General features: G+C 61.2%; 16 protein-coding genes and 1 pseudogene. 5 read left to right on the top strand and 12 right to left on the bottom strand.

The genetic code is table 11. From position 1 onward, the window contains the following. Positions 1–442 precede the first annotated feature (442 nt). Positions 443–1,369 carry a hypothetical protein gene (locus tag AC1A0G_RS07535; RefSeq protein ID WP_476528590.1) on the top strand — a complete coding sequence of 309 codons (927 nt, stop codon included), beginning with the start codon at positions 443–445 and terminating at the stop codon, positions 1,367–1,369. Between the two features lie 76 nt (positions 1,370–1,445). Then, on the top strand, positions 1,446–3,125 hold the full coding sequence (locus AC1A0G_RS07530) for an RNA-binding domain-containing protein (RefSeq protein WP_476528588.1): 1,680 nt from the start codon (positions 1,446–1,448) through the stop codon (positions 3,123–3,125). Between the two features lie 446 nt (positions 3,126–3,571). Here the strand turns inward: AC1A0G_RS07530 and AC1A0G_RS07525 are convergent, their stop codons facing one another. Beyond that, positions 3,572–3,886, bottom strand: a complete 315-nt coding sequence (locus AC1A0G_RS07525) for a tyrosine-type recombinase/integrase (RefSeq protein WP_476528586.1) — start codon at positions 3,884–3,886, stop codon at positions 3,572–3,574. Positions 3,887–4,919: 1,033 nt separating this feature from the next. Between AC1A0G_RS07525 and AC1A0G_RS07520 the strand changes: the two genes are divergently transcribed. From AC1A0G_RS07520 to AC1A0G_RS07510, 3 genes are all read left to right on the top strand, one after another. Further along, positions 4,920–5,642 (top strand): SDR family oxidoreductase, encoded by a 723-nt coding sequence (locus tag AC1A0G_RS07520; protein ID WP_476528584.1) that lies wholly within the window; start codon positions 4,920–4,922, stop codon positions 5,640–5,642. A 108-nt stretch (positions 5,643–5,750) separates the two neighbouring features. Continuing rightward, positions 5,751–7,634, top strand: a complete 1,884-nt coding sequence (locus tag AC1A0G_RS07515) for an McrB family protein (protein ID WP_476528583.1) — start codon at positions 5,751–5,753, stop codon at positions 7,632–7,634. Continuing rightward, complete coding sequence (locus tag AC1A0G_RS07510) at positions 7,612–8,955, top strand: 5-methylcytosine restriction system specificity protein McrC (protein WP_476528580.1); 1,344 nt, start codon at positions 7,612–7,614, stop codon at positions 8,953–8,955. Before AC1A0G_RS07515 ends, AC1A0G_RS07510 begins: the two co-directional genes overlap by 23 nt. A 58-nt stretch (positions 8,956–9,013) precedes the next feature. Here AC1A0G_RS07510 and AC1A0G_RS07505 read toward each other — a convergent pair whose 3' ends face one another. The 11 genes and pseudogenes from AC1A0G_RS07505 to AC1A0G_RS07455 form a co-directional block, all read right to left on the bottom strand. After that, complete coding sequence (locus AC1A0G_RS07505; RefSeq protein ID WP_476528579.1) at positions 9,014–9,349, bottom strand: putative heavy metal-binding protein; 336 nt, start codon at positions 9,347–9,349, stop codon at positions 9,014–9,016. Between the two features lie 147 nt (positions 9,350–9,496). Further along, positions 9,497–9,862: a YccF domain-containing protein gene (locus tag AC1A0G_RS07500; protein WP_476528577.1), complete on the bottom strand. Its 366-nt coding sequence runs from the start codon at positions 9,860–9,862 to the stop codon at positions 9,497–9,499. Between the two features lie 382 nt (positions 9,863–10,244). Then, positions 10,245–11,414 (bottom strand): toxic anion resistance protein, encoded by a 1,170-nt coding sequence (locus tag AC1A0G_RS07495; RefSeq protein ID WP_476528575.1) that lies wholly within the window; start codon positions 11,412–11,414, stop codon positions 10,245–10,247. Positions 11,415–11,485: 71 nt separating this feature from the next. Then, the gene (locus AC1A0G_RS07490) at positions 11,486–12,577 is read right to left on the bottom strand and encodes a hypothetical protein (protein WP_476528574.1); all 1,092 of its coding nucleotides are present in this window, start codon (positions 12,575–12,577) and stop codon (positions 11,486–11,488) included. After that, positions 12,574–13,557, bottom strand: coding sequence for a hypothetical protein (locus AC1A0G_RS07485; protein ID WP_476528572.1), 984 nt, complete (start codon positions 13,555–13,557; stop codon positions 12,574–12,576). The genes AC1A0G_RS07490 and AC1A0G_RS07485 overlap by 4 nt, the downstream gene beginning before the upstream one ends. 127 nt (positions 13,558–13,684) lie before the next feature. After that, positions 13,685–15,313: a VWA domain-containing protein gene (locus tag AC1A0G_RS07480; protein WP_476528571.1), complete on the bottom strand. Its 1,629-nt coding sequence runs from the start codon at positions 15,311–15,313 to the stop codon at positions 13,685–13,687. A gap of 855 nt (positions 15,314–16,168) precedes the next feature. Then, complete coding sequence (locus AC1A0G_RS07475) at positions 16,169–17,146, bottom strand: DMT family transporter (RefSeq protein ID WP_476528569.1); 978 nt, start codon at positions 17,144–17,146, stop codon at positions 16,169–16,171. Between the two features lie 116 nt (positions 17,147–17,262). Further along, complete coding sequence (locus AC1A0G_RS07470) at positions 17,263–18,474, bottom strand: MalY/PatB family protein (protein WP_476528567.1); 1,212 nt, start codon at positions 18,472–18,474, stop codon at positions 17,263–17,265. A 266-nt stretch (positions 18,475–18,740) separates the two neighbouring features. Next, positions 18,741–19,916, bottom strand: a complete 1,176-nt coding sequence (locus AC1A0G_RS07465) for an alpha/beta fold hydrolase (RefSeq protein ID WP_476528566.1) — start codon at positions 19,914–19,916, stop codon at positions 18,741–18,743. Positions 19,917–20,497: 581 nt separating this feature from the next. Beyond that, positions 20,498–22,852: a YhgE/Pip family protein gene (locus AC1A0G_RS07460; RefSeq protein ID WP_476528565.1), complete on the bottom strand. Its 2,355-nt coding sequence runs from the start codon at positions 22,850–22,852 to the stop codon at positions 20,498–20,500. A 446-nt stretch (positions 22,853–23,298) separates the two neighbouring features. Next, a pseudogene (locus AC1A0G_RS07455) lies at positions 23,299–25,860 on the bottom strand (YhgE/Pip family protein); the annotation flags it as partial. Positions 25,861–26,438: the final 578 nt, after the last annotated feature.

The raw sequence follows: 26,438 nt of genomic DNA, 5'->3' as shown, positions 1-26,438 counted from the left end.
GCGCTTTTTGGTTGTTTGTTTATCTTGGTCGAAAACATCCTACCCAGGAAGCGCTCTTCTCTTACTCCCTCAACGGCTCAACGACGAACCCACACCCACGAAAACAACACAAGCGCCACTTTAATCGGTAATGCATCGAACACCCCTAAAACACTGCCCAGAGCATGGAACCGATATCTGCGAATATCGCAGACTGGAAAACGCTGAAAGCAGAGATGGAGGCTGGACTCATCAGCAAAAACAAGGCGGACAAATTCCACCAGAAATACAGGCATGAGAGAGTTGGCCAGCCGATGCTATTGAAGAAAGCGCTGAAACCCTTAGATCTCCAGCAACCTCCCCCGAAAATTGCAAGAGGCATGGTTCCCACCAACAGCTACGTAGTGCTGAAACAACCCAGTCAAATAATCTGTAAGCCATCACCCGTAGAGCAGGATTAACTATGACCACCATTACACATTCACCATATGATCCGAAATGGATAGCTCTTCAGCGAGAAGCAAGCTTATCCGGGCGAATGCTCTCTCTCGGACTGAATGCGCTCCGCCACGCGGACTTCATCGCCCAGGAACTGTATTACACAGGATTTTTCAATATCACAATAGCCCTCGAAAGGGTCTACAAACTCATCCTCGAATCGCACGAGTACAGCATCACCGGTAAATTCCTCACTGACGGAGAACTATCACAAAAGGGTCATGACCTCTCTGAGCTTTACAAGAACTCGGTCTCATTGACGCACCCACTAACCAACGAAACATGTAATGACAGCCCAGTACCTGATGAAGAACTCAATCAAGTATTGACTTTCCTGACCGATTTCGCCAAGAAAGATCGATATTTTAATTTCGTTCCATTGGGCAAAAAAGGAGCAGCAGATCCCATCGCCAGATGGTACAGAATTGTGTTCCAACGGCATGGGCAGCTACCCCTCACGCAAATTCAGCAAAGCGCTTTGGACAAGGCGCAAGCATTAGATAATCGACCCGATCGCCTAGACGATATCCATTATTTCGACGAGAAAGGCAACAGCCTCGAATCACATGAACAATGCATGAATGCGATATTCCAAGCAGAGCATGTTCAGCGGGAAGGGACCTTAATCCTTTTCAAAATCGCGAAATCAGCCGCCCACCATCTTTGCGCATACTCCAATCTTTATGACCCGCAAACACGAACACGCATTTTAGCCGCCAACAACCAACCGGGTTCCTGGGAACAAATCGAACGGCAAATGAATATTCGCCGATCCCTTCGTCTACCTAATTTTGCAGAATCTTTCGAAGAATTCCAGCAATCCGAAGAAGACTATCTACGCGGGATTGACTCCCAACAAATAGATCGACACATCCATCCCCGCACCGCTTAAGCATCCCTCCGCTACATTAGTTGCCATATAATTACATTAGTTTGCCTTAAAAATTACATTAGTTGGGAGACGGCAGATGATCTACGGCACCGCTGAGATGATCGACAAGGTGCGTCGCCTGCTGGCGGACGTCGAGACCGAGGTCGTAGAGTACAAGTCAGCGAAGAACAACTTCGATTCCGACGATCTGGGCAAGTACTTCTCCGCGTTAAGCAACGAGGCCAACCTACGGCATGCGGACGCAGGGTGGCTGCTGTTCGGCGTACGCAACGACAGGACCATTTGCGGCACCGGATACCGCAAGGAAAGCCATGTTCCCAGTATCGGGCTGCGGAACCTCAAACGAGAGATCACGCTCAACACCAACAACGGCATGACGTTTGAGGAGATCTACGAGCTTGAGATGGATGGGCATCGTGTCATCGTGTTCCAGATCCCGCCCGCCACGTTCGCCACGCCAACCACATGGCACGGCATCCCCTGGTCGAGGGAGAACGAGTCACTGGTACAGATGCCGCAGTTCAAACTCGAAGCCATATATAGTCAGTCGCGACCCGACTGGTCACGCCAGATTGCCTACGACGCCACCATTGACGACCTCGACCCGGATGCGATACGGTTCGCATGCGACGAGTATGTCAAGAAATACGCACCCACGCAAAAGGCGGCCGAGAACCTGTCCGACGAAGAGATCCTGGCGAAGATCGGCTTGCTGATACACGATCACGTCACCAATGCGGCACTCGTGCTGCTTGGCAAGTCCGAGTCCACCGTCTTCCTCGGCGGCGTTGGACCGCGCATCACATGGACGTTGTACACCTCGAGCGACGAGGTCTCCTCATATGAGCACTTTGAACCGCCATTCCTGTTGCAAGTGGACAAGGTCTTGGCCAAGATACGCAACGAGAAGTACCGGTTCTTCACCGACCCCAGCACGCTGTTCCCGGAAGTCGCGCAACGTTACAGCCCCGAGATTATCCGAGAGCTGCTGCACAACGCGATCGCCCATCAGGATTACCGGCTTTCCGGGAAAATCAACGTTCTCGAATACGAGGATCATCTGGTCTTCCTCAACGAAGGCTCTTTTATCCCCGGCAGCATCGACGCGGCTCTGGCTCCCGGCTACAAACCCCCTTACTACCGCAATGCTCTGCTGGCAAAGGCCATGAGCAAGGTCGGCATGATCGATCAGAACGCGATCGGCATCCGCAGTGTCTTCGACATCCAACGCGAACGCCGTCTGCCGCTGCCCACTTACGATCTCTCGCAGCCCTCGCGTGTATCGGTCACAATATTCGGCACCATCATCGACGAAAAGTACTCGCAGCTTCTGGCGACATACCCTGATTTGGACCTGCAAAGCGTGGTACTGCTCGACATGGTGCAGAAAGAACAGCCCATTACCAAGGATCAAGCCAAAGATCTGCGTTCACGGGGTTTGGTGGAAGGCCGCTATCCAAGACTCACCATCTCATCATCCGTGGCGAAGGCCCTCGGTAAGCAGAAGGAATACGTTCGCAGCAAAGGACTGGATAACCAAATCTGTAAGGCGCTCATCCTTCAATTGCTCGGCTCGCGACCATCCACAAGAATCGAAATCCTCACGGCAATCAGGCACGCCTTGCCGGCAGGACTGTCCGAGCAGCAGCAGGCCAATAAGGTCAGTTATCTGTTGCAGACCTTGCGCAAGCAGGGGAAAATCCGCTCCGACGGAGCAACCTCGTCAGCCAAATGGCATATACGACAGGACTCATGAGTCCCAGTCGACTAATGTAATTCCACCAGAATTACATTAGTCGATAACTTTTTATATTAGTTTGATGCAAAAATTACATTAGTTGGTATACCGGTTGAGGCATCATCACTTCCCTCGACTGCAAGGCGGGTGCACAACGACTTCAGTAAGATGGTTGAAAGCTCCGGCATATGCTCGACCTTTCCCCAGATCCACCGTAACAAAAAAGTGACGAACGAATCCAAACCAGCCGAAAACGCGTGATTCAACACCAGATGGAAGCCAGGCGAACACAGGCAAAACCGATCATCATGACCCAAACCCGCAACGCCGGCAGAGTTCAACTCCCCCCCCACTCGCACGCAGGGATGAAAGCCCCGAACCGTTGAAATACCAACGGTTCGGGGCTTTCCTGTATCTACCGGGAAGTGAGAAACCCCACGTAAAACCCCACAATCTCTATTGAACTAGCTGATGTCGGCCAGTGTCGTGTCGATTCGGTCGGCCACGTTATCCAGGTCATCGTCAAAGAGATCGGCGTATACGTCCAAGGTCATGGCCGCGCTCGAATGGCCCAGCATCCGCTGGACGGCCTTCACGTTCGCGCCGCTGTGCACGGCGATCGATGCGGCGGTGTGCCGCAGGTCGCGGCAGGTCAGCGGTGGGACGCCGGACTGTTCGACGGCCGTCTTGTACCAGCAGCGGTGATCCAACGTCTGGGGATACACAAAACCGCCCGTAGGAGCCTCGAACACGAGCCAGCCCGCATGCTTGATAGACAAAAACGCGCGTATTATCTACACCTGTCGCACGTGGACATTGTTTGAGTCGGGAGAGCGGGCCGGTTCTGTCATACATGGGAATTAAGGAGGATTTTACGGGCAGTGTGTCGTGATTTGTGGTCACACATCACAGGATTAAGCAATTTCAAGGATTACATGACAACAAAACAGCCACACAATCCGGAAAAACCGAGTTTCAAACTAAGCGTGACAACCAGACAGCATCACGATCCCCGCAATACCAACACTCTCCATACAGCATCCCGCGCACGGCCGCGGGAGACCTGTCACGCCCGCGCAAAATTACCTGTTTCGGCCATAGCCTGACACGATATTCAGCCACGCCCGACATGTAATCGTGCACAACAGTAAAGCGTGACAAAAACAAAGTCCAAAAACACCGCACACCCACAACCCATCGAAACCTCCAGCACTTTGGAGGATGCAATGCAATAGGCCCCCTATGCGACAGCTCGCCCACAACCACGGACAGACCGCTCCACGTCGTGCCACTCGCACCTTGTTCACAAACAGACCCGCTGTTTGCTGCAACATCCCGGCAAGGGGAGGTTGAGAACAAAAAAACACAACAGTCGCAGTCCGAAAAGCACTAGTACTCTGTCGGACTTAATGTGATGGGTTTGACGCTCCCCCAGTCGGCTTCGCCGACAGCGTCCCGCAATTGCGGACGACCTACGGCCGCGCTCTGCCGGCTCGCTGTCGCTCGCACCTCACCTACAAACGCCGCCAGCGTTTGCTTCACGGCTCGACCCTCAGCCGAGGAGGCCGAGAATAACAATGCGTCAATTTAAGCCCGACAAAACACTATCGCCCGCGCAATTCATGCAGCCACGCCCCAGATCAATCGGACGCGACTTCGGCAGCATAACGCGTGCCCAAAACCGTACGCGCCAACTGCGAGACAATGGGACATACGAACCACCCGAACCGATTACGGCCGTATGATTCGGTGGTAACGGACAACCCGACGGCACAGCCAGTCCGGCCAAAACCCGTACCGAGGAGGGCAAACATGGCATCACTGAACGGCAAACGCATACTCATCATTGGCGGAACGTCGGGATTTGGCCTGGAGATCGCGCGGCGGGCGCTTGCAGAAGGAGCACAGGTCACGGCGATCGGCCGGTCGCCCGAGCATGTCGCGGCCGCCAAGTCGACGCTCAGCCAACTCGGATCGGCTGATGTGACCGCTTTGGATGCGACGGACGCGCATCAGCTTGACGAGTTTGCCGGGACGCATGCACCGTTCGATCATGTGGTATCGATGATGGGCGGCGCGATGGGCGGCGGATTTCTTGATACCAGCGTGGATGACGTACGCGCCGCGGTGGATGGCAAATATCTCGTCGCGTTGCGGATTGCGCGCACGATGCTGCCGAGCATCTCGGACGGCGGATCGCTGACGTTGACTGCGGGTTCCGGCGGACGACCATACAACGCATCCGGCGCGGTGCTGGGCAATCAGGCGGTGGAAACGCTCGTGCAGGGGCTGGCCATCGAATCGGCGCCGCGCGTGCGCGTGAACGCGGTGGCACCGTGGTGGACGCCGACCGGCCTGTGGCGCGGGATGTCGGCGGATCAGCTGCAGAAGCAGGCCGCGCAGATGGCCGCAGCCAATCCACTCAAACGCCTCGGCACGACCGGCGAAGTGGCGGACGCCTATCTGTTCCTGATGCGCAACGGCTTCATGAACGCCGAAACCATCCACGTCGACGGCGGCATCAGCGCCCTGTAGCGGCCCGGCCGACAGACATCCGCCCACCCCGCCCCAGCCACGCAAGATGCCCCTTGTCGCAATATACTGAAGGCACATCATCGCCCCGCCAATCGGAAAGGCATGTCAATGGCGCAACAATCCGAGACGCACTATCAGCTCACCATCACCGCGGATTCAGCCCTGTCGACAGATCCCACATTCGATCTCAACAATCTGGGTCTCGGCGATCAGTACAAGCCGGTCGACGTCAAGTTCATCCCCGCGGCCGACCCGAACCATCCGATCAAGCGCCAGCGCAACAAAAACGAACGCGGCATCGCCTGCCAGACATTGCCGCGTCTGGCCTGCCAGATCTTTGAGCATCAGCTCATCGCGTTGCCGCCGGAAGAACTCACGAACTTTCCGATATGCAGATACTCGTTGGACGGCCCCACGTTCCGCGGCATCTATCCCAGCGAAGACGATTTTCGACAGCACTGCAAAAACTCACTGGAATTCGCCCGCTACCGGCACGATACCGTGCAATGGTTCATGTACTGCTGGAACCTGTTCACCCCGATAGTGTTCGTTCAGGAATGCCTTAAGCGGTTCGGCTCCCCGGGAGATTCCTTCGTACTGGCGTACCGGCGCAAGATGCCGCAGGAGAAAGCGCCGCAAGCGGAAACCCCGTCCGAGCAATCAGTACCGGAGCCCGCGGACGGCCAATCGTCGTATCAGGATTCGCAGAACTATAGGAATCCGTATTCCTGCGAGCTGCTTCGCTCGAGGAACATCATCTTCCGCGGGGCTCCCGGCACCGGCAAATCGTATCTCGCCAAGCAGATCGCCGCGGACATCGTCAGCGACGGTGAATGCGGTGATTGGGATTCGCTGTCCGGCGAACAACGGAGCCGAGTCGGATTCGTGCAGTTCCATCCCAGCTACGACTACACCGATTTCATCGAAGGTCTGCGCCCGATCACCGCAGACGACAGCAGCATCGGATTCACCGTGCGCGACGGCATCTTCACACGATTCCTCGACGCAGCCAAAACCAATGCGGAACGGTCGCGCAAAACCGCTGCCGAACTCAGCCGGGAGGCGACGGCACGCAAGAAGATCGACACTTATTTCCAGAATCTTGACGACGACCGGCAGTTCACGCTGCCGCGCGGCAACGTATTCACCGTAAGCGACGTCACCGAGTCGGCCATCACCATATCCGCGCCCAATAACGCGAAATCCGGCAAGATCATCATCCCGATGGCCGATATGATCGCTCTTCTCGAAGCGGACACCGATTTCCATAAAGGCTCCGAAGCCGTCGCATACCTCGGGCATACATGGCGAACGCAAGCGGACTCCTATCTGTTCGTCCTCGCCACCGACATTCGCAAGCAGACCGGCCATCTGCAGCAGACCGTCGATCATGAATCGCTTAAGCCGTACGTATTCATCATCGACGAGATCAACCGCGGCGAGATCTCCAAGATCTTCGGAGAACTGTTCTTCTCCCTCGACCCCGGCTATCGCGGCACGGCGGGAACCGTGACGACCCAGTACGGGCACACGCTGTACGTTCCTGAGAACGTATACATCATCGGCACCATGAACGATATCGACCGATCGGTGGACAGTTTCGACTTCGCCATGCGCCGCCGGTTCCGGTTCATCGAAATCAAGGCACAGGATCAGCTGGATATGCTCGACATCCTCGGCGGGCTGAAAGACGAGGCCGTGGAACGCATGACGGCCCTGAACCAAGCCATTTCAAACGTCGACGGACTGAACGACGACTATCATGTCGGCCCGGCGTACTTCCTCAAGGTGCGCGCGACCCGCCCCGGAGAGGACGAGTTCAGCGAGCTTTGGGAAGACTATCTGCAGCCGCTGCTGCATGACTACGTTCGCGGCATGGTCGACGAGGACTCCATCATGAATACGTTCGCGCAAGCATATCAATATCGCGGACATCAGACCGCTCCCAACCAGAACGAAGGCGGCGACAATGCCGACGGTTCGGATCAGTGATAACACCAGCGTTGCCGCCGAACGTCTGCAAGACGTACGGCATGTCGTCGGCCAGATCGCGAACGCAACGACATCGCAGCTTGCGCATGACGGCGTGATGCTGTTCCCGCGGGCAGTCCGGGAATCGGAGGACCTGTCCGCGGACCAGATGATACTGTGCCGCGACGGCAACGGCTACCGGACCGGCAACATGATGGGATACGTGGGCAACGGGCCGGAGCTGCTGGTCATACAGTCGCGGTTTTCGCAGGACGGGCATGACTATTTCCTGCAGTATCTGATGCAGCGCGTGCTGGGCATGCCCAACCTGTTCGACCTGAGCATCTCGGCCGACGAGGAAACGCGGCTGTTCATGTTCCAGATCTTTCTCTTCCCGTTCTATCTGCGGGACGCCATGCGCAAAGGGCCGTTCCGCGAGTACATTCACCGGGAACGCAACGACGCCAACGTTCACGGGCGGATCGACGTGGACCGCCACGTCCGGCACAACGTTCCCTTCACCGGGCGTATCGCGTACTCGTTACGGGAATTTTCCGGCGACAATCCGGTGATGGAGCTCATCCGGCACACCGCGGAATACATCGCGGCACAACCGTACGGGGCGGCGGTACTGCATGACGTCAGGGACGAGATGCGCATGGTTGCCGAGGCCACGCCGTCCTATCGGCCAGCGGATCGGGACCGCATCCTCGGCCGCAACATGCGTGCTCCCGTCAGGCACGCGTTCTACTCCGAATACCGCGCGTTGCAGCAGCTGTGCATCATGATCCTCGGTCATCGCCGGCACGGCATCGGCGGCAACGGGCGGCACATTCACGGCGTGATCTTCGACGGCGCATGGCTGTGGGAAGAATACGTGAACCTGCTGGTCGGAGACCTCTTCCACCACCCGCGCAACAAAAGCCGCGCCGGCGGGCAGCGGCTTTTCGACGGCGGCAACGGGTTGATCTACCCTGATTTCATTGGCCGGGACGCCAGATGCCGCGTTATTGCCGACGCCAAATACAAGCCGGCCGGCAATATCCACAATCGCGACTACCTGCAGATTCTGGCATATATGTATCGGTTCGATGCCCGGCGGGGGTTCTTCTTCTATCCGGACGCCGACCCTGACTCCGATGGCGCGACAAGCGCGACGTTGCACCTGATGTCAGGGACCACGTTCGATGGCGATGTTCGCCGTCGGGACGAGGGCATTTGCGTCGTCAAGCATGGCTGCGTCATTGCGCAGGGCGCATCGGACTATGAACAATATGCTGCTGACATGCGCGGGAACGAGCGGATATTCCGCGAATCGCTTGCCGCGATGATGCGCCGATGATGTGAGTGCGGGCTTCGGGCGCGAGCGCGGGGGTTGACGCGGGACGCTGCGCGACGCGTCACGCGGCCTTGCGGGCGAGTTGGACGGCGGTGCCGGATGCGGTGACCATGAGCATCGAGCCGTCGGCGCCGAGCACCTCGTAATCGACGTCCACACCGATCACGGCATGCGCGCCGAGCGCCTCCGCACGCTGCTGCATCTCGGCGATCGCCTCGTTGCGGGCGTTCAGCAGCTCCTCCTCATACCCTTGGCTGCGGCCGCCGAACATGTTGCGGAAGCTTGCGCCAATATCCTTGAGCATGTTTACGCCGGCAACGACCTCGCCGAACACGATGCCCTGATAGTTCGTGACCGTGTATCCGTCGACGGACGGCGTGGTGGTGACCAGAATCATGTGCGATCCCCTTTGCTCGAGTTGCGCGGTCGAATCAGGACGACCGCTTTCAACGGTTTCATTCTACTGTCATATGGGTTGCGTCGAGCCGTACGACGCGGGCGCCGAGTGCGCGCGGCCGGCCGATCCGACCCCACAACCCGCCTATCACACGCTCACGATGTCCGCGCCGAACGGCCACAGCGCCAGCTTGGCCATCTTGAACGACTGGATGCCGAACGGGATGCCGATGATCGTGATGCAATTCGCCAGGCCTGCACCGACATACCCGAGCGCCATCCACCAGCCGACGAAGATCACCCACAGGATGTTCACGAGCGTGGAACCGACCCCGCCGCCGTACGTCACCGTCTGTCCGAACGGCGTCAACGTGAGCGCCGCCATTTTGAACGCCTGCAGTCCCAGCGGAATGCCGATGATCGTCACACACAACACGAGGCCGATGATCGCCCAGCTGAGCGAAAGGAACAGACCGCCAAGAATCAGCCACAGGATATTACCTAAAAGTCTCATGCCTCCATCATGGCATGTCTGTGCGGCCGACGCCCTCAGGGAAACCACTGATTCATCCCTGATTCAGGTCGGGAAGGACTGGCGGGGGCTGGAGCGCCCGTAACTCAGACGAACGAATATCAGTTTGACGATCGAGAGGCCGATTCGATGCTTTGCCGGGGTCAGTTTGACGATTGAGAGGCTGCTCATTGGCGTGGCTGGCACTTTGGCATGTCAATTTTCAACGTTTTCAGACCGGAATGGCGCGTATTCGCACCAGACGCAGCCTCTCAATCGTCAAACTGACCCCGGCAAAAGCCAATAACAACCTCTCGATCGTCAAACTGCCTCACACACGCAGCACCCCATGATACAGGATCTTCCAGCCCCGGTACCGCCTTTTCTACAGCCGCTGCGCGTTGTCGATGAGCGCGGCCTTGAGGTCGGACTCGATCTGGCGCATCTTCACCTGCGCGGCCTCGCGGTTCGCCTTGCCTTCCTTCTGGATCTGCACGGTCTCGCGCAACGTGGCGATCAGCTCGGAGTTGATCTTCTCGAGCGTGTCGATCTCGATCACCGAGCGCTGGTTCGCCTTCTCCGCATCCACCGCGCCCTTGTGCAACGCCTCGGCGTTGCGCGAGAGCAGCTTGTTGGTCACGTCGTCAGCCTTGTTCTGCAAATCGAGCGCCTGCCGCTGGTTCGACAGGCCGAGCGCGATCACCATCTGCGACTTCCACACTGGGATCGTGGTGGAGATGGTCGTGTCGATCTTGTCGACGATGGTCTGGTCGGCGTTCTGGATGATCTTGATCTGCGGCGCGGTCTGCAGCGTGACGACGCTCACGCGGTCGAGGTCGTCGAGCCGCTTGGCGAACCGGTCGAGCTTCGATTTGAAGTCCTTGAGCACCTGCGCCTGCATCGCGTCGCCGCTGTTCGCCGCCTCGGTCTCCAAAGCCGGCAGCTGGTTCGCGTTGAAGTCGGCGAGCGCCTTCTTGCCGGCGAGCACGGTGAGTTTGAGCGAGCGGTACTGCTGCGCGTTCTGGTCGTACATGGTGTTGTACATGGCGATGTCGGCGACGAGTTTGGCTTGCGCCTTCTCGAGTTTGGTGATGATTTCGTCGATCTGCGCGTCGACTTTCTGGTAGCGGCGACGCAGTTTATCGATGGAGACGGCGACCTGCCCGATGATCGGGATCTTGCGGAAGCCGCCGAGTTCGGCCTCGTCGATGGTGGTGAGCATGGTCGCGAGCAGGTCGCCGGCCTCGCCGGTGTCCTTGGACCGCGTTTCGGAGAGGATTTCGTCGGCGAACGTGGAGGTGGCGCGCTGCACGTCCTTGCCGTACGACGATTCGATGCCGTCGCGCGTCAGGTCGATGTTGCCGGCGAGTTGGGCGATCTGCTGCTGGTCGGCCGGCGGGAGTTTGGCGATCTGTTCGTCCGGCGTGAGCGCGGCTTCGGCCTTGGCCTGGTCGGCGGTGGGGACGACCGCGGCCGGATCGGCTGTGTCGACGGTCGGCGCAGTGACGGCGTTGTTGCCGCCGGCGAGATCGGCGAGGGTGAGTTGCTTGGTCATGGGTGATTCCTTTCCGTTGAAGATGTTGGATCGCATCGGGTGATCGTGATGTTGCTGCGTTGGTCGTGCCGTTACCCGCGGGTCGAGTCAAGCAGCTTGATGATGCCCTGCATCGCCATGTTGTTGGGCAGTTCGGTGACAGCGGTGATCTGGTCGAGCGTGCCGGGCACGTTGAACCGCTTGATGGAGTCCGTGCCGGCGAAGTTGGCTGCGCGGAAGCCGTGACGCTCCCACGCGAGTTTCTGCACGTCCGCGGATTTCAGGAGCTGCATCAGCTTCGCACCCTTGTCGTCGAGCGCGATCAGGGTGTGCGTGCTCCACACGGTCGGCGTGGGGTAGACGATCACCACGTCGTCCTTGATCTGCTTGAACGCATCCGGCTGGTTGACCGCGAGGTCGAGCAGCTGCGATTCGTAACCGATCATCATGGGTTTGGAGCCGACGCCGAGCGTCAAAAACTGGTTGAAGCTGTCTTCCGAACTGGTTTCCATCCAACCGGATTTCGCGAAGATCGCGCGGATCTTGTCCGCGTCGCGCGACACCGATTCGATGGTGGCCGGCTGACCGCCGTTGAGCACGGTCGCGACGAGCGCCGCGTATTCGTTGCCGGAATTGGACTTAACCGGATCGGTCGAATCGATGCGGAACTGTCCGTAGCCGTTCTGGTAGCCGACGTCGGCCCACGTCTTGTTGCCCACCATCGCGTCGACGGCCTTGGCCATGTCCATGTGGTACACGCCCGCGCCGTCCTTGCTCATGATGCCGCTGCCGACGAGCGCGTCGGCGACGGTCTTGTGCGTGTAGATCACGATCGGCGAGTTGAACACGATGTCGGAATTCGACGTGTCCACGCCCTTGGCCTTGCCGTATTCGACGGCCGCGCGCGACGACGGGAACAGATAGTCCATGCCGGCCCGGTCGGCGTCCATCATGGCAAGCGATCCGGCCTTGCGATAGTTGACTTTGAGTCCGGATTGTTCCGCGAGTTTGGCGAACTGATCGTCGTCGAACAGGCCGATTTTCTCGCCGCCGAGATAGCCGTTGATGTCCTGGATTTCGACCGGCTTGGGCTGGGCCTGTCGCCAGACGATCGTGCCGAGGATCACGATGACGACCACGACCAGCGATACGAGTCCGATGATTTTCGATTTCGTGAGTTTCATTGCACGCTTCCTCCCGGTTCGCCGCCGTCCGCTGTGCTCTTGTCATCCCGGTCGAGGCCGGCACTCATCCCGTCATCTCGACCGGAGCGAACGGCCTCTCTGCCATCACCTCGACCGAAGTCGCCGGCCCTCTTGTCATCTCGACCGGAGCGAAGCGGAGTGGAGAGATCTTCCGAGGCCGGAGCGCCGTGAAGATTTCTCGACTCGCTACGCTCGCTCGAAATGACAGGAGAAGTGAGGTACTCGTCAGGCACGACGGGGGCAGAAGTACGCACGCCCGAAACGGCAGAAGAGACAGAACGCTCGCTCGAAATGACAGGAACGGCAGAACGTTCGCCGGACCCGCCGCCGTTCTGGCCGGAGTCCGGTTCTTCCACCGAGTAGCCGTCCATGCTGGCGAGGCGCTGAATCGCTTCGGAATCGGCCGCAATGCCGAGCGTTTTGGCCGACACCGCGCGCGACAGCTCCCCGGCCGCCGTGCGTTCCAGCACCTGAAGCGCTTCAACCGTCTCGCGCTGGGCGACCGGCAGCTGGTCGCGCGCCCCGGACCGCTCCACATCAACGTACGACTTCAGCAGTTTGAACGTCTGCTCGCCGTACACGTTCGTATAGTGCCGCAACGTCGCGTACGCGCTCGTGTCCGTGGTCACGTACCGCGTCAGATCACGCGTCGCGGCGATGAAATCATCGGCCTCGCGCCGCACCTGCGGGTCGCCGATCTGCCCGGCGAGCATGCTGATGCGGTTCAGCATCGCGTTTGCGTCGTCGATCGCGGCCGCGGCCTTCTGCCCGTTCGGCAGCGCGGACACGACGATCTTGCCGAGCCGGCGCTCCGGCTGCAGCAGCGTCGAGCCGGCGATGTATCCGCCCACCGCGCACACCACGCCGAGCGCCATTCCCAGCAGACCGCCGCCGGCTAGCCAGAACGCGAGGCCGGCCAGCCCCAGTCCGATCACGAACCCAGCAATCACACCGATCATTGGATGCTCCTCCGACGGCGCGATCGACTGTTGCGGACACGGACCTCGGTCTCTCCCCCAGTCAGTCTTCGACTGACAGCCCCCTCATCGGAGGGGGCCGAGCATAGCAGCCAGAATATCCCGATCATCAGTTGAAGCCCTTAACCTGGCGGAAGACAGCGGCGAGATTGCCGTCGCGGCCGTCGAACACCTTCGCGTTGCTCAAGCTCGCCAGTTCGTTGAGCTGGTCGGGGTCGGCGTCGCCGAACATGATCGAGAAGATCGGCACATCCTGTCCGCGCGAACGGTATTCGTCGGTGAAGTAGCTCTTGTCGCTGGTGTCGGACTGGCCGTCGGTCATGAGCACGATCGCGGTCGTGTAGTTGCTCAGGTTCTCCGGCAGCATGCCGAGCGCGGAGTTCAGTCCGTCGTAGATGTTCGTGCCGCCGGTCGCCTCGGTGTTTTCCGCGCGCGAGAGCAGTTCGCCGGTGTTCGTGCCGTTGACGCGCGTCGCGTTTTCGGCGGTGGACGAGAACGGGATGAGGATATTCACGTCGCCGTCCGACGGCTCGATGTGCGACTGCTTCGCCTCGTTGGGGTCGAGTGCGGCCTTGAGCCCGCCGACCACGCCGTCCTTTCCGTCGCCGCTCATCGAACCGGAGTAGTCGACGACCCAGATCGTGTAGCTCGGTTTGCGCAGCTTGGTCTGGTAAACGTTAAGCGCTTCACTAATCACGTCCGCCGATGGCAGTGCGATCGTTTTCAGAGCATCGGCGCTCGTGTTCACGCCCCACTCGGCACGGAACGATTGTTTGACATCGTTGTCGCCGCCGAACGCAAGCGTGCCGCCAAGTCCGGTGCGTCGGCCGGCGCGCTCGAACAGCAGCTTGGATTCTTTGGAACTCAGGGCTTTTTGGAACTTGGCAAACGACGAGTCAAGGTTCTGCCCGCGGTCGACGTAGCCGAGCGGCGAATCGGATACGGCGATGCCGTCGGCCGGGTAGATCGTCAGCAGCGGATCGTGACCGTTCTTCGTGAGCTGTTTGTCGGCCTGGATGACCAATGATTCGTAGTTGACCATCGAATCGAACCGTTCGGGATTCGCAACGACCATGTCCTTGAGCCAGTCGGACGAGCCGGACGAACGGTCGACGCCCTTGAGCAGCGCGGCCACCTGATTGGTAAGCTTTGCATCACTGAGATCGTTGGCAGTGAGCGGCTCGTCGCGGCCGGTGAGCGCGGTCATGAACGCAAGGTAGGCGGACGCGCCGGAGTTCGACTGCGTGGCCGAGGTCATCGAGAACTTGAGTTTGCCGGACGATACCGCGGAGAGAATATCCGCCGTCTTAACCGGTTGCGTCTTGCCGGACGAATCTGCCCAGCCGAGCTGTTCGGCCTTGGACTTGGCGATGCCGAACACGATCGGCGTGGTGGATGTGCTGGTCGCGTCCTTGACGATGTGCTTGGTGTCGCCCATCGAAATCCACATCGACGACGCCGGCCAGACCGCATCATAGTTGCCGCCGCCGTTCTCGAGCGCTGACATGATATCGAGCGAACCCATGTAGTTCATGGTGACGGCTACGCCGGAATCGTCAACCGCCTGCTGAATCGCTTCAGCTACTTCCTTGTTCTCCGACCCGGACGCGATGTTGAGCGTCGCCTCGGCCTTGCCCTTCGCCGGAGTGAACGACTGCGTCTTGCCCGGGTCCGCGTTGCCGCCGCTGCCCGGCATCGAGCACGCGGCAAGCATCGTCAGCGAAGCCACGATCGCCACGGCCGCCGTCACCGTCCGCCGTACCGCAGATCGCACCGAGACGAATCGAGCTGCGCGCAGTTCCCTGTTACGATCGCCGCGAACCGCCAGCCGATCGATCACACTACGAACACCGCCCCCACCCTGACGGCCGCACTGCGTGGAGGCCGCCGCGTCACGGCCTGTTTCACGAAGCGTTTCACACACTACGTTGTTGCGAGAACCCTTGGATGTTCCACTCATACATCCATTGTCGAATACCGTTCCATCACGGCAACCGACAACACCTGAACGCATGGTGAACAGTACATTACGTTTCGTCGCCAGCAACGTTGCTGCGTATGATCGCTACCGCCGCATCCCGCGTGACATATGCACCGGCGAACCGCAACAGACACCCCGGCAAACCCACGTAACAGGCCCCGTCAGCCCGCGTAACAGCCGCCCGGCAACCTGCGGCGCAACGACCGCACATACATTCTCGATTGCGCCAATCTCCGTCCACGTCTCTTGCGTGATATTCGTGCTAGCAGCCATCCGATACCATCCCAAACATCACGTCAACAGCCCCCTGCGTGATATTCGGGATAGCAAATCCCTGATACTATCCAAAACATCACGCCAATCGAACCCCTTGCGTGACATTGCGGCTAGCATCTGCGGCATACTCGCCAAAACATCACGCTAACACGGCCTCTCGCGTGATGTTGCGGATAGCATCTGCGCCGCACTATCCAAAACATCACGCAAACTCCCCGCTCCGCGTGACATTTGGGATAGCAGCCGTCCGATACCATCCACAACATCACGCAAGTCGACGCAAAACGGCAATCGGCGTCGGCGCGCTCCCCGTCACGGCCTCGACACACCACAATCTCAGCGCACTAGGAACACCATCGCGAGGATCATCGCGAAACCGGCGAAATCGGCCGGCGCGAACACCTCGCCCGTCCACGCGACCGACGTGATCGTCGCGGCGACCGGCTCGCTCGTGCCGAGCATCGTCGCACGCATCGACCCCACGCGCATCATCCCGGCCAGAAATAGCCCGAACGCACCGAACGTGCCGATCACCACCGTGTACACCATCAGCAGCCAGCCGAACCAGTCCAACGCCGGCGCGCTCGCCCACGGCCGCACCACCGGCAGCAGCACCAGCCCAGAGATCACGAACATGATCCCGTTCACCGTCATGTTGCCCCACCGCGCGATCAGCCGGATCGGCAGAATCGACATCGCCGCGGTCGCGCCCGCGTTCACCAGTCCCCAAATCAGGCCGATCGCCGGCAGTTTGATCGTCGTCAGATCGCCGCCCGTCGCCAGCAGCACCACGCCGGCGAACGCGAGCGCGACGCCCGCGCCTTCGCGCAGGTTCGGCAGCCGTCGGCCGCGGATGCATACGTACGCAAGCACGAACAGCAGGTTGAGCGATTGCAGCACGGTCGCCGTACCCGCGTTCGTCGCGTTGATCGAGCATAGGTAGGCGACCTGCACGAGCAGCACGCAGATCAGCGAGCCGCCAATCAGAGACGGATACCCCTTGCGGTCGGTGATCGCGCCGACCAGCAGACGACGTTGCCGCACGGCCGCGACGGCGACGAACATCGCGCCGGCGATCAGTTCGCGCACGCACGCGATCCACAGCGGATCGGCGTGGTACGTGCCCATGAGCAGCTTCGAGATGGTCGCGTTCGTGCCCCACATGATGCCGCCGGCGAGCACGAGCGCCGCGCCGATCAGGATGTCGCGCGGGGTACGTTCGAACGAAGGGGAAGCGGACTTGCGTGACGTCGACTCGGTGACCGCGGACTCGGACGAAACATCCGTTACGCTGCCACTGTTACGTTCCGCCATTGATCCTCCCGACCCGTGATTGCCTGATGTCCGGTTGCATTTGCCGGTTTCAAACCGCATCGCATTGTATCGCGGGCGGCCGGGCGGCACACGGAACGGCCGGACGGGTGCACGCCTCACGCGTTGAACACGTATTCATCGAGGCGGCGCATGGCCTCCTGCACTCGGCTCAGCGGCAACGCGAGGTTCACGCGGATCGAGTCGGGCCAGCAGAACAGACTGCCGTCCTCCCACGCAACGCCCACGTCCCAGCCGCGCTTGATCAACTCGTGCAACGTGACACCGTGCGCGCTGCACCACTCGGCGCAATCAAGGAACAGCATGTACGTGCCTTCCGGCTTGGCCAGCGTGACGCCGTCGAAATGCGTGGTGATGTAATCGTATGCATAGTCGACGTTCCCAGTGATCGTCTCGTTGAGCTCGTCGCACCACTCGTAGCCCTCCGGCCTGTACGCGCCGATGAGCGCGTGCATCGAGAGCACGTTCATCTCGTTGTAGTGCGACTTGGAGCCCTTCGCGACGATGCGGTCGCGAAGGTACTTGCTGTAGATGATGTGGTAGCTGCCGACCAGGCCGGCGAGGTTGAACGTCTTGCTCGGCGCGTAGAACGCGGCGGTGCGGTTGCGCGCGTCCTCGCTGACCGACTGGGTGGGGATGTGCTTGTGGCCGGCGAGGATGATGTCGGACCAGATTTCGTCGGAGATGACGATGACATCGTTCGCGCGGTAGACCTCCATCGCGCGTTCGATCTCCCAGCGCTCCCACACGCGGCCGGTCGGGTTGTGCGGGCTGCAAAACACGGCGACGTGGATGTTGTGCTCCTTGAGCTTGCGGTCCATGTCGTCGAAATCCATGCGCCACACGCCGTCCGCGTCGCGCTTAAGCGGGCTGTGCACGATGCGGAAGCCGTTGTTCTCGATGCACATCGTGAAGCCGTTGTAGGTCGGGCTGTGCAGCAGCACTGCGTCGCCGGGCGCTGCGAACGATGTCAGCGCGGAGATCACGCCGCCGAGCACGCCGTTTTCGTAGCCGATATGTTCGGGGGTGAGGCCGGTCACGCCGTTGCGCTCGGACTGCCACTTGATGATCGAGTCGAAGTACTCGTCGGTCGGCTGGAAATAGCCGAACATCGGGTGCTTGGCACGTTCGATGATCTCCTGCTGGACGGTGGGGACGGTCGGGAAGTTCATGTCGGCGACCCACATCGGGATCAGATCGAAGCCGGGCTTCGGCCGGTCGGGGGCCATGCCCGGGATGGTGCCGAGTCCGTCCACCGCGAGGGCGTCCTTGCCGTGCCGATCGATGATTGACGTGAAATCGTAGGTCATGTGCGCATCCTTTCTTTGCCGCATCCGTCGCATCGTCATGCCGCCGCGCGTGCTGCTCCTGCTCTTGAGCACGCCCGGGTATCACCCGGCGCGCTCCATGCCGACACGCGCGGCACCCCAGACATAGTACGACGATCTTGCGGAGGACCACGCTTGCCGATCACGGCTCAGCGGGCGATCGGCGGGCAAACCGACCGCCGCATGCGGCATCTATCGGCACGGCCACGGCTCACGCCGCCGAGCGCGTCGAAACCGCCACACGGACGTCACAGCGTCTGGATCTCGTTCGACTCGTAGAAGTCGAGGATCTGCTTCAAGTACGGGCGGAACGTGTCGTTCGGCATGCTGAAGATCTCGTGCACCGACTCGGGGTAACGCACCAGCCGAATGTCGCCGCCGCCGTTCTTCACGCGGGCGACGAACCGGTTCTGCGGCTCGTTGAGCACCCAAATGTCGCGGCCGGCCTGGAACAGCAGCACCGGCGTCTCGATGTTCTCGCACGCGTCCGGCTTGAGCACCGCGTGCGACAGGCGCAGCGCCTCACGCACCCACGCGAAGGCGGCCGCATTGGTCTGGCAGCATTCGTCCTCGCAGCGACACTCGTGATACCAGCGTGTGCGCGCCGCGGATGCGCCCACATGCTCCTCCGGCTTGTACTCCGGCACGAACGGACCTTGCCCGAATACCGGATGCTTGCCAAGGCCGATGCCGCACATCACCTCGGCGAGCGCACGGGCCAGCCAGTTCGGGACGCCGGTGGCGGGCGCGATCATGGGCGCGGAGAGCACGGCCTTGTCGAAGAGGGTCGGATGCTGTTCGAGCACGGCCGCGCCGATGCCTCCGCCCATCGAATGGCAGAACAGGTTGAGCGGCTGGCCGTCGGCGTACCGTTTGCCGACCGTGTCGGCGAATTTGGCGAGGTCGGCCACGTAGCGGCGCCAGTCGTCGATCCACACGAGCCAGTCGTCGCTCACGTCGCGGGCGGAATGGCCGTGGCCGCGATGCTCCATGAGGCATACGGAGTAGCCGGCGAGGAGGAAATACCAGATGAGTTCGGAGTATTTTTTGGAGAACTCGGTGAAGCCGTGCGAGATGACGATCGCGCCGCGGAAGATGCCGGTGGCGTCGTCTTCGCGCAGCGCGTCGAACTTGGCGGCGTCGTAGCAGACGTAGTGCAGTTTTCCGGTGTGGTCCGCATCCGCGGCGACCGGTGCACCCTTCGATGCGGGAACCTCTTCATCTTGCACTGCGGCATCGGACGTCTGGCCGGCCTGCGCCGCCGCACCGTTCCCGTTGAGCACGCGGACGCCGGGCAGTACCGGCAACCCGTCCACCTCGGCCGGTTCCAGCCATCCTTCGGCGCGGCATCGCGCCAATGCCGGCAGCACCTTGTCGCGCATTTCGTCGGCGTACCGGGTTTCATCAAGCATCCTCAGGTCCATGCCACCATGCTACCCAATCCGCCGACGCGTAAAACTGGGCAAAACGCAAACCTTGAGGCAGTTTTCCCATCGCGAATGGGTCTTTCTCCAAACCCTGAGGCAACGCCCCCTGCTCACACGCGCCCGCAACACCCCCTAACGCAGGCATAAGGACGGTTATGTCGAGCACGGCTGCCTCACAGTTTGCAGAAAGCCCCCTGCGTCACGGCGAAACTGCCTCAGGCTTTGAAGAAAACCTCCCATTCCCCGGCAGTTTGCCGATCGAGAGGCCGATTTCACGCCTTGCCCAGGTCGGTTTGCCGATCGAGAGGCTGGCGCTCCTAAGCGCCGGGGCCAGGGAGACCGAAAAACACGCGTTCGGGGGCATGGCATCGAGGTCTGCCTCGCGTGGGCAGCCTCTCGATCGTCAAACCGACCTCGTCAACACGCCAAAACAGCCTCTCGATCGCACAACCGCCACGCCGCAGACACACAACCGCACGCGCCAACCAGTCCCACACGGCCGCACAGTGCCTCACGCCGCCAGCCTTTCCGCGCCACACCCTGCGCTCAGCAGCGTCACGTACCCACCACGCGCCCGGTCACATCACCTTGGTGCTCTCGAGGTTGCGGATGATCCAGTCGTTCAGCCGGATCACCGGCTTGCGCAGCACCAACCCGAGCAGCAGCACCGGCACGAGGAACAGCGCCAGCTTGCCCATCGACACCCAATACTCCATGCCGTACGAGCCGGCCATCGCCGCATGCATCGCGTCCACCGCGTACGGGAACAGCAGCCACCGCGACAGGATCTGGAAGAACGCCGGCAGCGTCTCGATCGGGAACGTGCCGCCCGTGCCGGCCACCTGCACGACGAGCAGCACCACCGCGATCGCCTTGCCGATGTCGCCGAACGAGACGGTGAGCGTGTACATGAGCGCCGAGAACACGATCGCCGCCAGCCATCCGGTGAGCAGGAACTGCACCGGGTGTTCGCATTGCACGCCCAGATACAGCAGGTCGCCGAGGCACACGAGCGTGCCCTGCATGAGCGCGAGCGCCCCGAAGATCATGTACCGTCCGAAGTACTCCTGATGCAGTTTCAGCCCGAACCGGCTCGCGTTGCCCGGCGATTCGGGCCGAGGCTTCATGAGCACGTCGAGCGCGGCGGCCGGCCCCGCGGCACGTCCCGCGATCACCGCCTCGCGCAGGCCCATCGTCTCGCCGAGCGGCAGCTCGTTGCCCAGCCCGAGGATCTTCGCCTTCTCGTGATCGGAGATCGACACCTTGAGCATGGCAACGAGGATGATCGCGCCCACCCAGATCGACAGCACCGTGTAGAACGGCGTCATCGCGGACCCGTAGTTCGCGATCGGGTACACGGCGATGCGGTTGACGGAAACCGGCGCGCTCAGCACGGTCGCGAGCGTGTCCGGGTCGTCGGTGAGCGAGGACACGTCCGGCACGCCGCCCGACAGCGTGGATGTGATGGTTGACGCAAGCTTGTCGAGTTTCGCGGCCGACTTGGTGAGCGCGCTCGACGAGTCGGCGAGCGAGGCGCGCATGTCGCTCACGTCGCCGGAGATGCTGCCGGACAGGCCGGAGACGCTGTCGATCGTGGACGCGAGTCCGTCGACCACGGTGCCGGTTTGCGTCGCCACGTCGTTCATGGACGATGCGAGCGAGTCGAGCTGCGGCTTGAGCGTGGCATCGTATGTGCTGGATAGCCCGCTGACGGACTGTTGCGCGGCGGCGATTTTGGCCTTGAGCTGCTTGCGCGTGGCGGCCGCGTCGGCGGTGCCGGCGTTGAGTTGTTTCGCCGCGTCGCCGAGCGCTGCGGCCGCGTCGGAGAGTTTGGTTTGCGCGTCGCGGGCCTTGGCTGCGGCGTTCCTGAGCGCGGATTGCACGTTCGCGACGGCCTGTTCGCCGATCGTCGTGCCGGTTTGGTCGGTCAACGACTGCGCGAGCGAGTCCAGCGCGTCCGCATACGAGCCGAATCCGTCGGACTGTTCCTGGACCTTGGCCTGCAGGTCGGTGAGTTTGGCGGCGGCCTGCGCGGATTGCGAGTTCACGTCGTCGAACGCGGCGTCGATCTGCTTGGAGACGGACTCGTACGACGAGTTGGCCTGACCGAGCGCGGTTGTGACGCCGCTCGTCGCGCCCGTGAGTGCGCTGTCGAGGCCGCTCACGCCGTCGCTGGCCTGCGCGATCGCCTTCTTGGTATCGGCGGCCCCCGATCCGGCCGAGCCGAGCAGCTTGTCGGTGGACGTGATGATATCGTTCGCAGCCCCGAGCAGCGACGAGTACGCGTCGATCTGCGCGGCCGTGCTCGTGAGCTTGGACGACATCGACGACAGGTGTTCGGTCGCGTTCGTCACGTACTGCGACATCTGCGGACTCTGCGCATAGTTCGCGACGCTGGACGCGAGGTTAAGCGCGACCTCGCCGAGCGTTTTCACGAAGGTCTGGTCGATGGTCGTGGCGACCGTGGACGCGCCCTGATCGGTGATATGCGGCGCGATCGGGTTGATTTTCTCGTTGAGATAGTACTCGAGTTTTGCGTGCTTGACCTTGTCGGAGAACAGCGTCATCATGTCGGCGCTGAAGCTTTTCGGAATGACGAGCGCCGCGTAGTACGTGCCGGAATGGACGCCGTCGATAGCCTGGTCCTTGTCGACGAACTGCCAGTCGAGCTGGTGGTTGGCGCGCAGCGCGTTCGTCACGGTTTCGCCGACGTTGATGGTGACCGGGATGAGGTCGGACTTGTATCCTTTGTCAACGTTCGCAACGGCGACCTTCAGCGATTTGGTGTTGCCGTACGGATTCCAGCTGGCGGCGATGTTGTACCACGCGTACAGCGACGGCATGATGACGAGGCCGATCGCGACGATGACCGCGATCACGTTGCGCGTGGATTGGCGTACGTCTCGCACGAAAATGCGCCAGATGTTCCTCATCGCGCGCCTCCTTCCGTCGTGTGGTTGCCGTTGCTCGTAGAACCGATTCCCCCACCATTGTCATTTCGAGCGGAGCGCAGCGAAGTCGAGAAATCTTCCGATGCTGTGACGTCGGAAAGATTTCTCCGCTCGCTACGCTCGGTCGAAATGACGGGGGTAGCCGAGCCGGTCGAAATGACAGGGGTAGATGAGCCGGTCGAAATGACAGGAGACTCGGATTTGACCGGAGCTGGATCATCAGCATGCCGCCGCCGATGCCGTGCGCCGAAGATCGGCAGCTCCTGCGTGATCTCGTTGATGTCCGGGCTGGAGCCGTATTCGGCGTCATCCGCGGTGCCGTCGCCGGCCGCCCCGAAGCTGCCGAACGGGCCGAGCAGTCCGGCCGCAGGGTCTATGAGCGAGCTGGCGGCGTGCGGCGCCGGTCGCGACGCCGCAACGTCTGCGGCACCGCCTGACGGCCCGCCGCCGCCCGCATGCCGCCCGTGCGACCGCCGCCACACGTACCCGTTGAGCATCACGTCGCGGAATTCGTCCGCGCTCATCGCGCTCACGCCGAGCTGGCGCGCGTAGCTTTCGCGCGTGTATTCGACCACGATCAGATACGTGTCGATCACGATGATCGAGGCGATCCACGCGGTCAGCATCGGAATCTTCGCGGGCAGCACGAACAGCAGCACCAGAAAGACCACCGGCAGCACGGTCAGCAGTGCGAGGCCGGCCACGATCATGCGCGGATACATCGCGAAGAACCGGTGCGCGCGCCGCTTGATGACCGCACGCATGTCCGCGCTGTCGGACACCGCGCGGAACACGCGCGTCAGGCTCACGCGCTCGTTGACCATCGAATTGTGCTCGGTGATCATCAGATCCGTGTCGCCAAGGCGACGGTCGAACAGCGCGTTGAGGTTCATCGCGTACCGCCGCACCACCAGGCCGACGAACAGCGCGGCCGGCAAGTACAGCGCAAGATGGCCCATGTCGAGCCAGTAATGGTTGGCGTACATGCCCGCGATCGGCCCGCGCATCGCGTTGATGCCGTACGTGAACGGCAGCCACGGGTGCAGTTCGCGGAAGAAGTCGGGCATGAGTTCGATCGGGTACAGGCCGGACGCGCCCGGGATCTGCATGATGACGAGGATGACCGCGACCGCCTTGCCGATGTGCCGGAACGCGACGGCCAGCGCGTAGATGATGTTGATGTAGACGAACGAACAGAACACACCCGCGAGGATGAACAGGAACGGATGGTCGCACTGGATGCCGAGCACGAGGTCGCCGACGCACGCGATGACCGACTGCATGAGGCCGACCGTGACGAGCAGCAGCCAGCGGCCGAGGTACGCCTGCGTGGCGGTGACGTGCTGAAGCGCTTCACGATCGACCTCGAGCTTGTAGATCGCGATAAGCACGAACCCGCCCACCCACAGCGCGAGGTTGGTGTAGAACGGCGTGACCGACGAACCGTAGTTGTCGACCGGATACACGACGTTCGTGTGCAGCGTGACCGGCGTGCCCATGAACTCGCCGAACCCCTTGCTGTCGAGATTAAGCGCTTCACGAATCTTCTGGTAGGCGGCCGAGCTGTCGAGCGCGGCGATGTCGGTGCGCACGGTCGTGATGTCAGAGGACACCTGCGCGAGCGAGTCCTTCGTGGAGCCGAGCGTGGTCTTGGTCTGCGCGAGCGTGGTGGCGAGCTGGTCGAGCAGCCCGCTGGTCTGGTCGAGCGTCGAGTCGAGCGAGGTGAGCGTGCCGTTCAACGTGCCGTTGAGCGCGGAGAAGCTGTTCAGCGAGGCGGTGATGTTCGGCATGATCGTGCCGGTCAGGCTGGAACGGGCGGTATTGAGCGTCGCGATGCCGCCGCTCGTGGTGTCGGTGAGAGCGCCGGACAGGTTGCCGGTCGCGTCCTTGCCGCTCGTGATGAACTGCGTGGTGTCCTTGTGGAACGTGCTGACCTGCGACTGCTGCCGTGCGACGGCCTTGTCGATCGCGTCGATCTGCTTCCAGATGCGCTGGCCGACCGGGTCGGTGGTGTCCTTCGGCAGCCCGGCGTCGTCAAGCGCGGTTTTGATCTGGTCGATCGTTGCCGCAACGCTGTCGAGCGGCTGGTTCAGCGATTCAGTGATCGTATCGACCGAATCCTGCGCCTTGTTGAACGTGCCGGTGATCGTGCCGGCCGCCTGGTTCGCGCTCACCGCAAGACCGGACAGTTGCGCCGAACCGTCGTCCAGTTTGCCGACGAGCTGCGTCGAGAAATCCTGCGTGCCGGTCTGCGCCTGCGCAAGCAGACTGCCGGCGTTGCCGGACGCGAGTTTCGCCGCGGCGATCGTCGATTTCAAATCCTTGACGTTGCGTTTCGCACTGTCGATCGTGCCAGTCGACTGGTCGATCGTCGACTGCAGATCGGTCAGCGACCGCTGGATGCGGTCGAGGTCGGCGAGCACGGTATCGAGATCGCCGATCGTATCGTCCTGCGTGTCGTTCGCCGCGTCGCCGATCGTATTGCCGGCTTTCGTGATCGTCTTCGCGACCGTTTCGGCTACGGTCGAGACGAACGTTTCGTTGATCTGCGAGTCGATCGTGGTCGCGCCGGTGTCGGTGATCTTCGGCGCGATCGCGTTCTTCTTTTCGTTGACGTAGTACTTGATCTGCGGCTTGTTCTTCGAGCCGGTGACCGAGCCGACGAGGTTCTCGCTGAAGTCCTTCGGCAGGACGATCGCCGCGTAGTATTCGCCGGACTGCACGCCGGAGATGGCCTGTTCCTCGCTGACGAATCGCCAGCCGAGGGAGTGGTTCTTCTTGAGTTGCGCGACGACCTGCTTGCCGGCGTTGAGCTTGCCGACGAGGTCGTTCGTCGCGCCGCGATCGTCGTTGGCGACGGCGACCTGCAGGTTGCCGGTGGCCGAGTACGGGTCCCAGTTGGCGAGGATGTTGAACCATGCGTACAGCGAGGGGATGATGGCCACGCCGAGCGTGACCACGAGGGCGACGGGGTTGCGGATGATCCGCATCAAGTCGCGGGTGAAGATCCTCCAAATCGTGCGCACGTCCATCCTCTTTTCACACCACGTTGCTCACGTTGCGTTGCATGCCACCGCGTTGCTCATCGCCACGTCGTTCACGCCACAGCCCGTATCGTCAGTTCCGTCCTTACTATATGCCGCGGCGGTACCCAGCTGCCCGCCGAGTGAACGCAAATGCGATACCGGTGGGCGGTCTGTCTAACGCGTACCTGCGAGTGGGGTTTGTCGGCGACGACATCGCCACCGATCCGCCTCCCCGATTGTGTGTTTCACACGTACCACCCGCACGTGGCGGTTTATCCAGCATCTGGCTATGCAGGGGTTTCCGGGCGTCCAAACATCCAAGCTTCCAAGTGCCAAAACGCCCCCACGCACCCAAGCATCCGAACGCCCCTTTCTCAGCGCAACTATTCTCGGAAATCAGCGGCTTCGGCCGACAATAGTTGTGCTGACGGTGGCTCAGCGCAACTATTTCAGGACGATGGGCCTGTTTTCCGGGAATAGTTGCACTGGAATGGTGCCAGTGCAACTATTCCCGGAACGGCGTTGCCGGTTGTTGCGACGGC

The sequence above is a fragment of the Bifidobacterium sp. LH_230 genome, from assembly GCF_056357555.1.
Note: the sequence above shows the minus strand (reverse complement) of the source record. Positions and strands in the feature narration are given on the sequence as shown.

Excerpts from the sequence above, each read along its gene's own strand:
- AC1A0G_RS07465 (WP_476528566.1), bottom strand. The coding sequence starts at position 19,916 with ATGGACCTGAGGATGCTTGATGAAACCCGGTACGCCGACGAAATGCGC.
- AC1A0G_RS07510 (WP_476528580.1), top strand. The coding sequence starts at position 7,612 with ATGCCGACGGTTCGGATCAGTGATAACACCAGCGTTGCCGCCGAACGT.
- AC1A0G_RS07495 (WP_476528575.1), bottom strand. The coding sequence starts at position 11,414 with ATGACCAAGCAACTCACCCTCGCCGATCTCGCCGGCGGCAACAACGCC.
- AC1A0G_RS07490 (WP_476528574.1), bottom strand. The coding sequence starts at position 12,577 with ATGAAACTCACGAAATCGAAAATCATCGGACTCGTATCGCTGGTCGTG.
- AC1A0G_RS07460 (WP_476528565.1), bottom strand. The coding sequence starts at position 22,852 with ATGAGGAACATCTGGCGCATTTTCGTGCGAGACGTACGCCAATCCACG.
- AC1A0G_RS07530 (WP_476528588.1), top strand. The coding sequence starts at position 1,446 with ATGATCTACGGCACCGCTGAGATGATCGACAAGGTGCGTCGCCTGCTG.
- AC1A0G_RS07505 (WP_476528579.1), bottom strand. The coding sequence starts at position 9,349 with ATGATTCTGGTCACCACCACGCCGTCCGTCGACGGATACACGGTCACG.
- AC1A0G_RS07520 (WP_476528584.1), top strand. The coding sequence starts at position 4,920 with ATGGCATCACTGAACGGCAAACGCATACTCATCATTGGCGGAACGTCG.
- AC1A0G_RS07485 (WP_476528572.1), bottom strand. The coding sequence starts at position 13,557 with ATGATCGGTGTGATTGCTGGGTTCGTGATCGGACTGGGGCTGGCCGGC.
- AC1A0G_RS07515 (WP_476528583.1), top strand. The coding sequence starts at position 5,751 with ATGGCGCAACAATCCGAGACGCACTATCAGCTCACCATCACCGCGGAT.
- AC1A0G_RS07500 (WP_476528577.1), bottom strand. The coding sequence starts at position 9,862 with ATGAGACTTTTAGGTAATATCCTGTGGCTGATTCTTGGCGGTCTGTTC.
- AC1A0G_RS07470 (WP_476528567.1), bottom strand. The coding sequence starts at position 18,474 with ATGACCTACGATTTCACGTCAATCATCGATCGGCACGGCAAGGACGCC.
- AC1A0G_RS07475 (WP_476528569.1), bottom strand. The coding sequence starts at position 17,146 with ATGGCGGAACGTAACAGTGGCAGCGTAACGGATGTTTCGTCCGAGTCC.
- AC1A0G_RS07535 (WP_476528590.1), top strand. The coding sequence starts at position 443 with ATGACCACCATTACACATTCACCATATGATCCGAAATGGATAGCTCTT.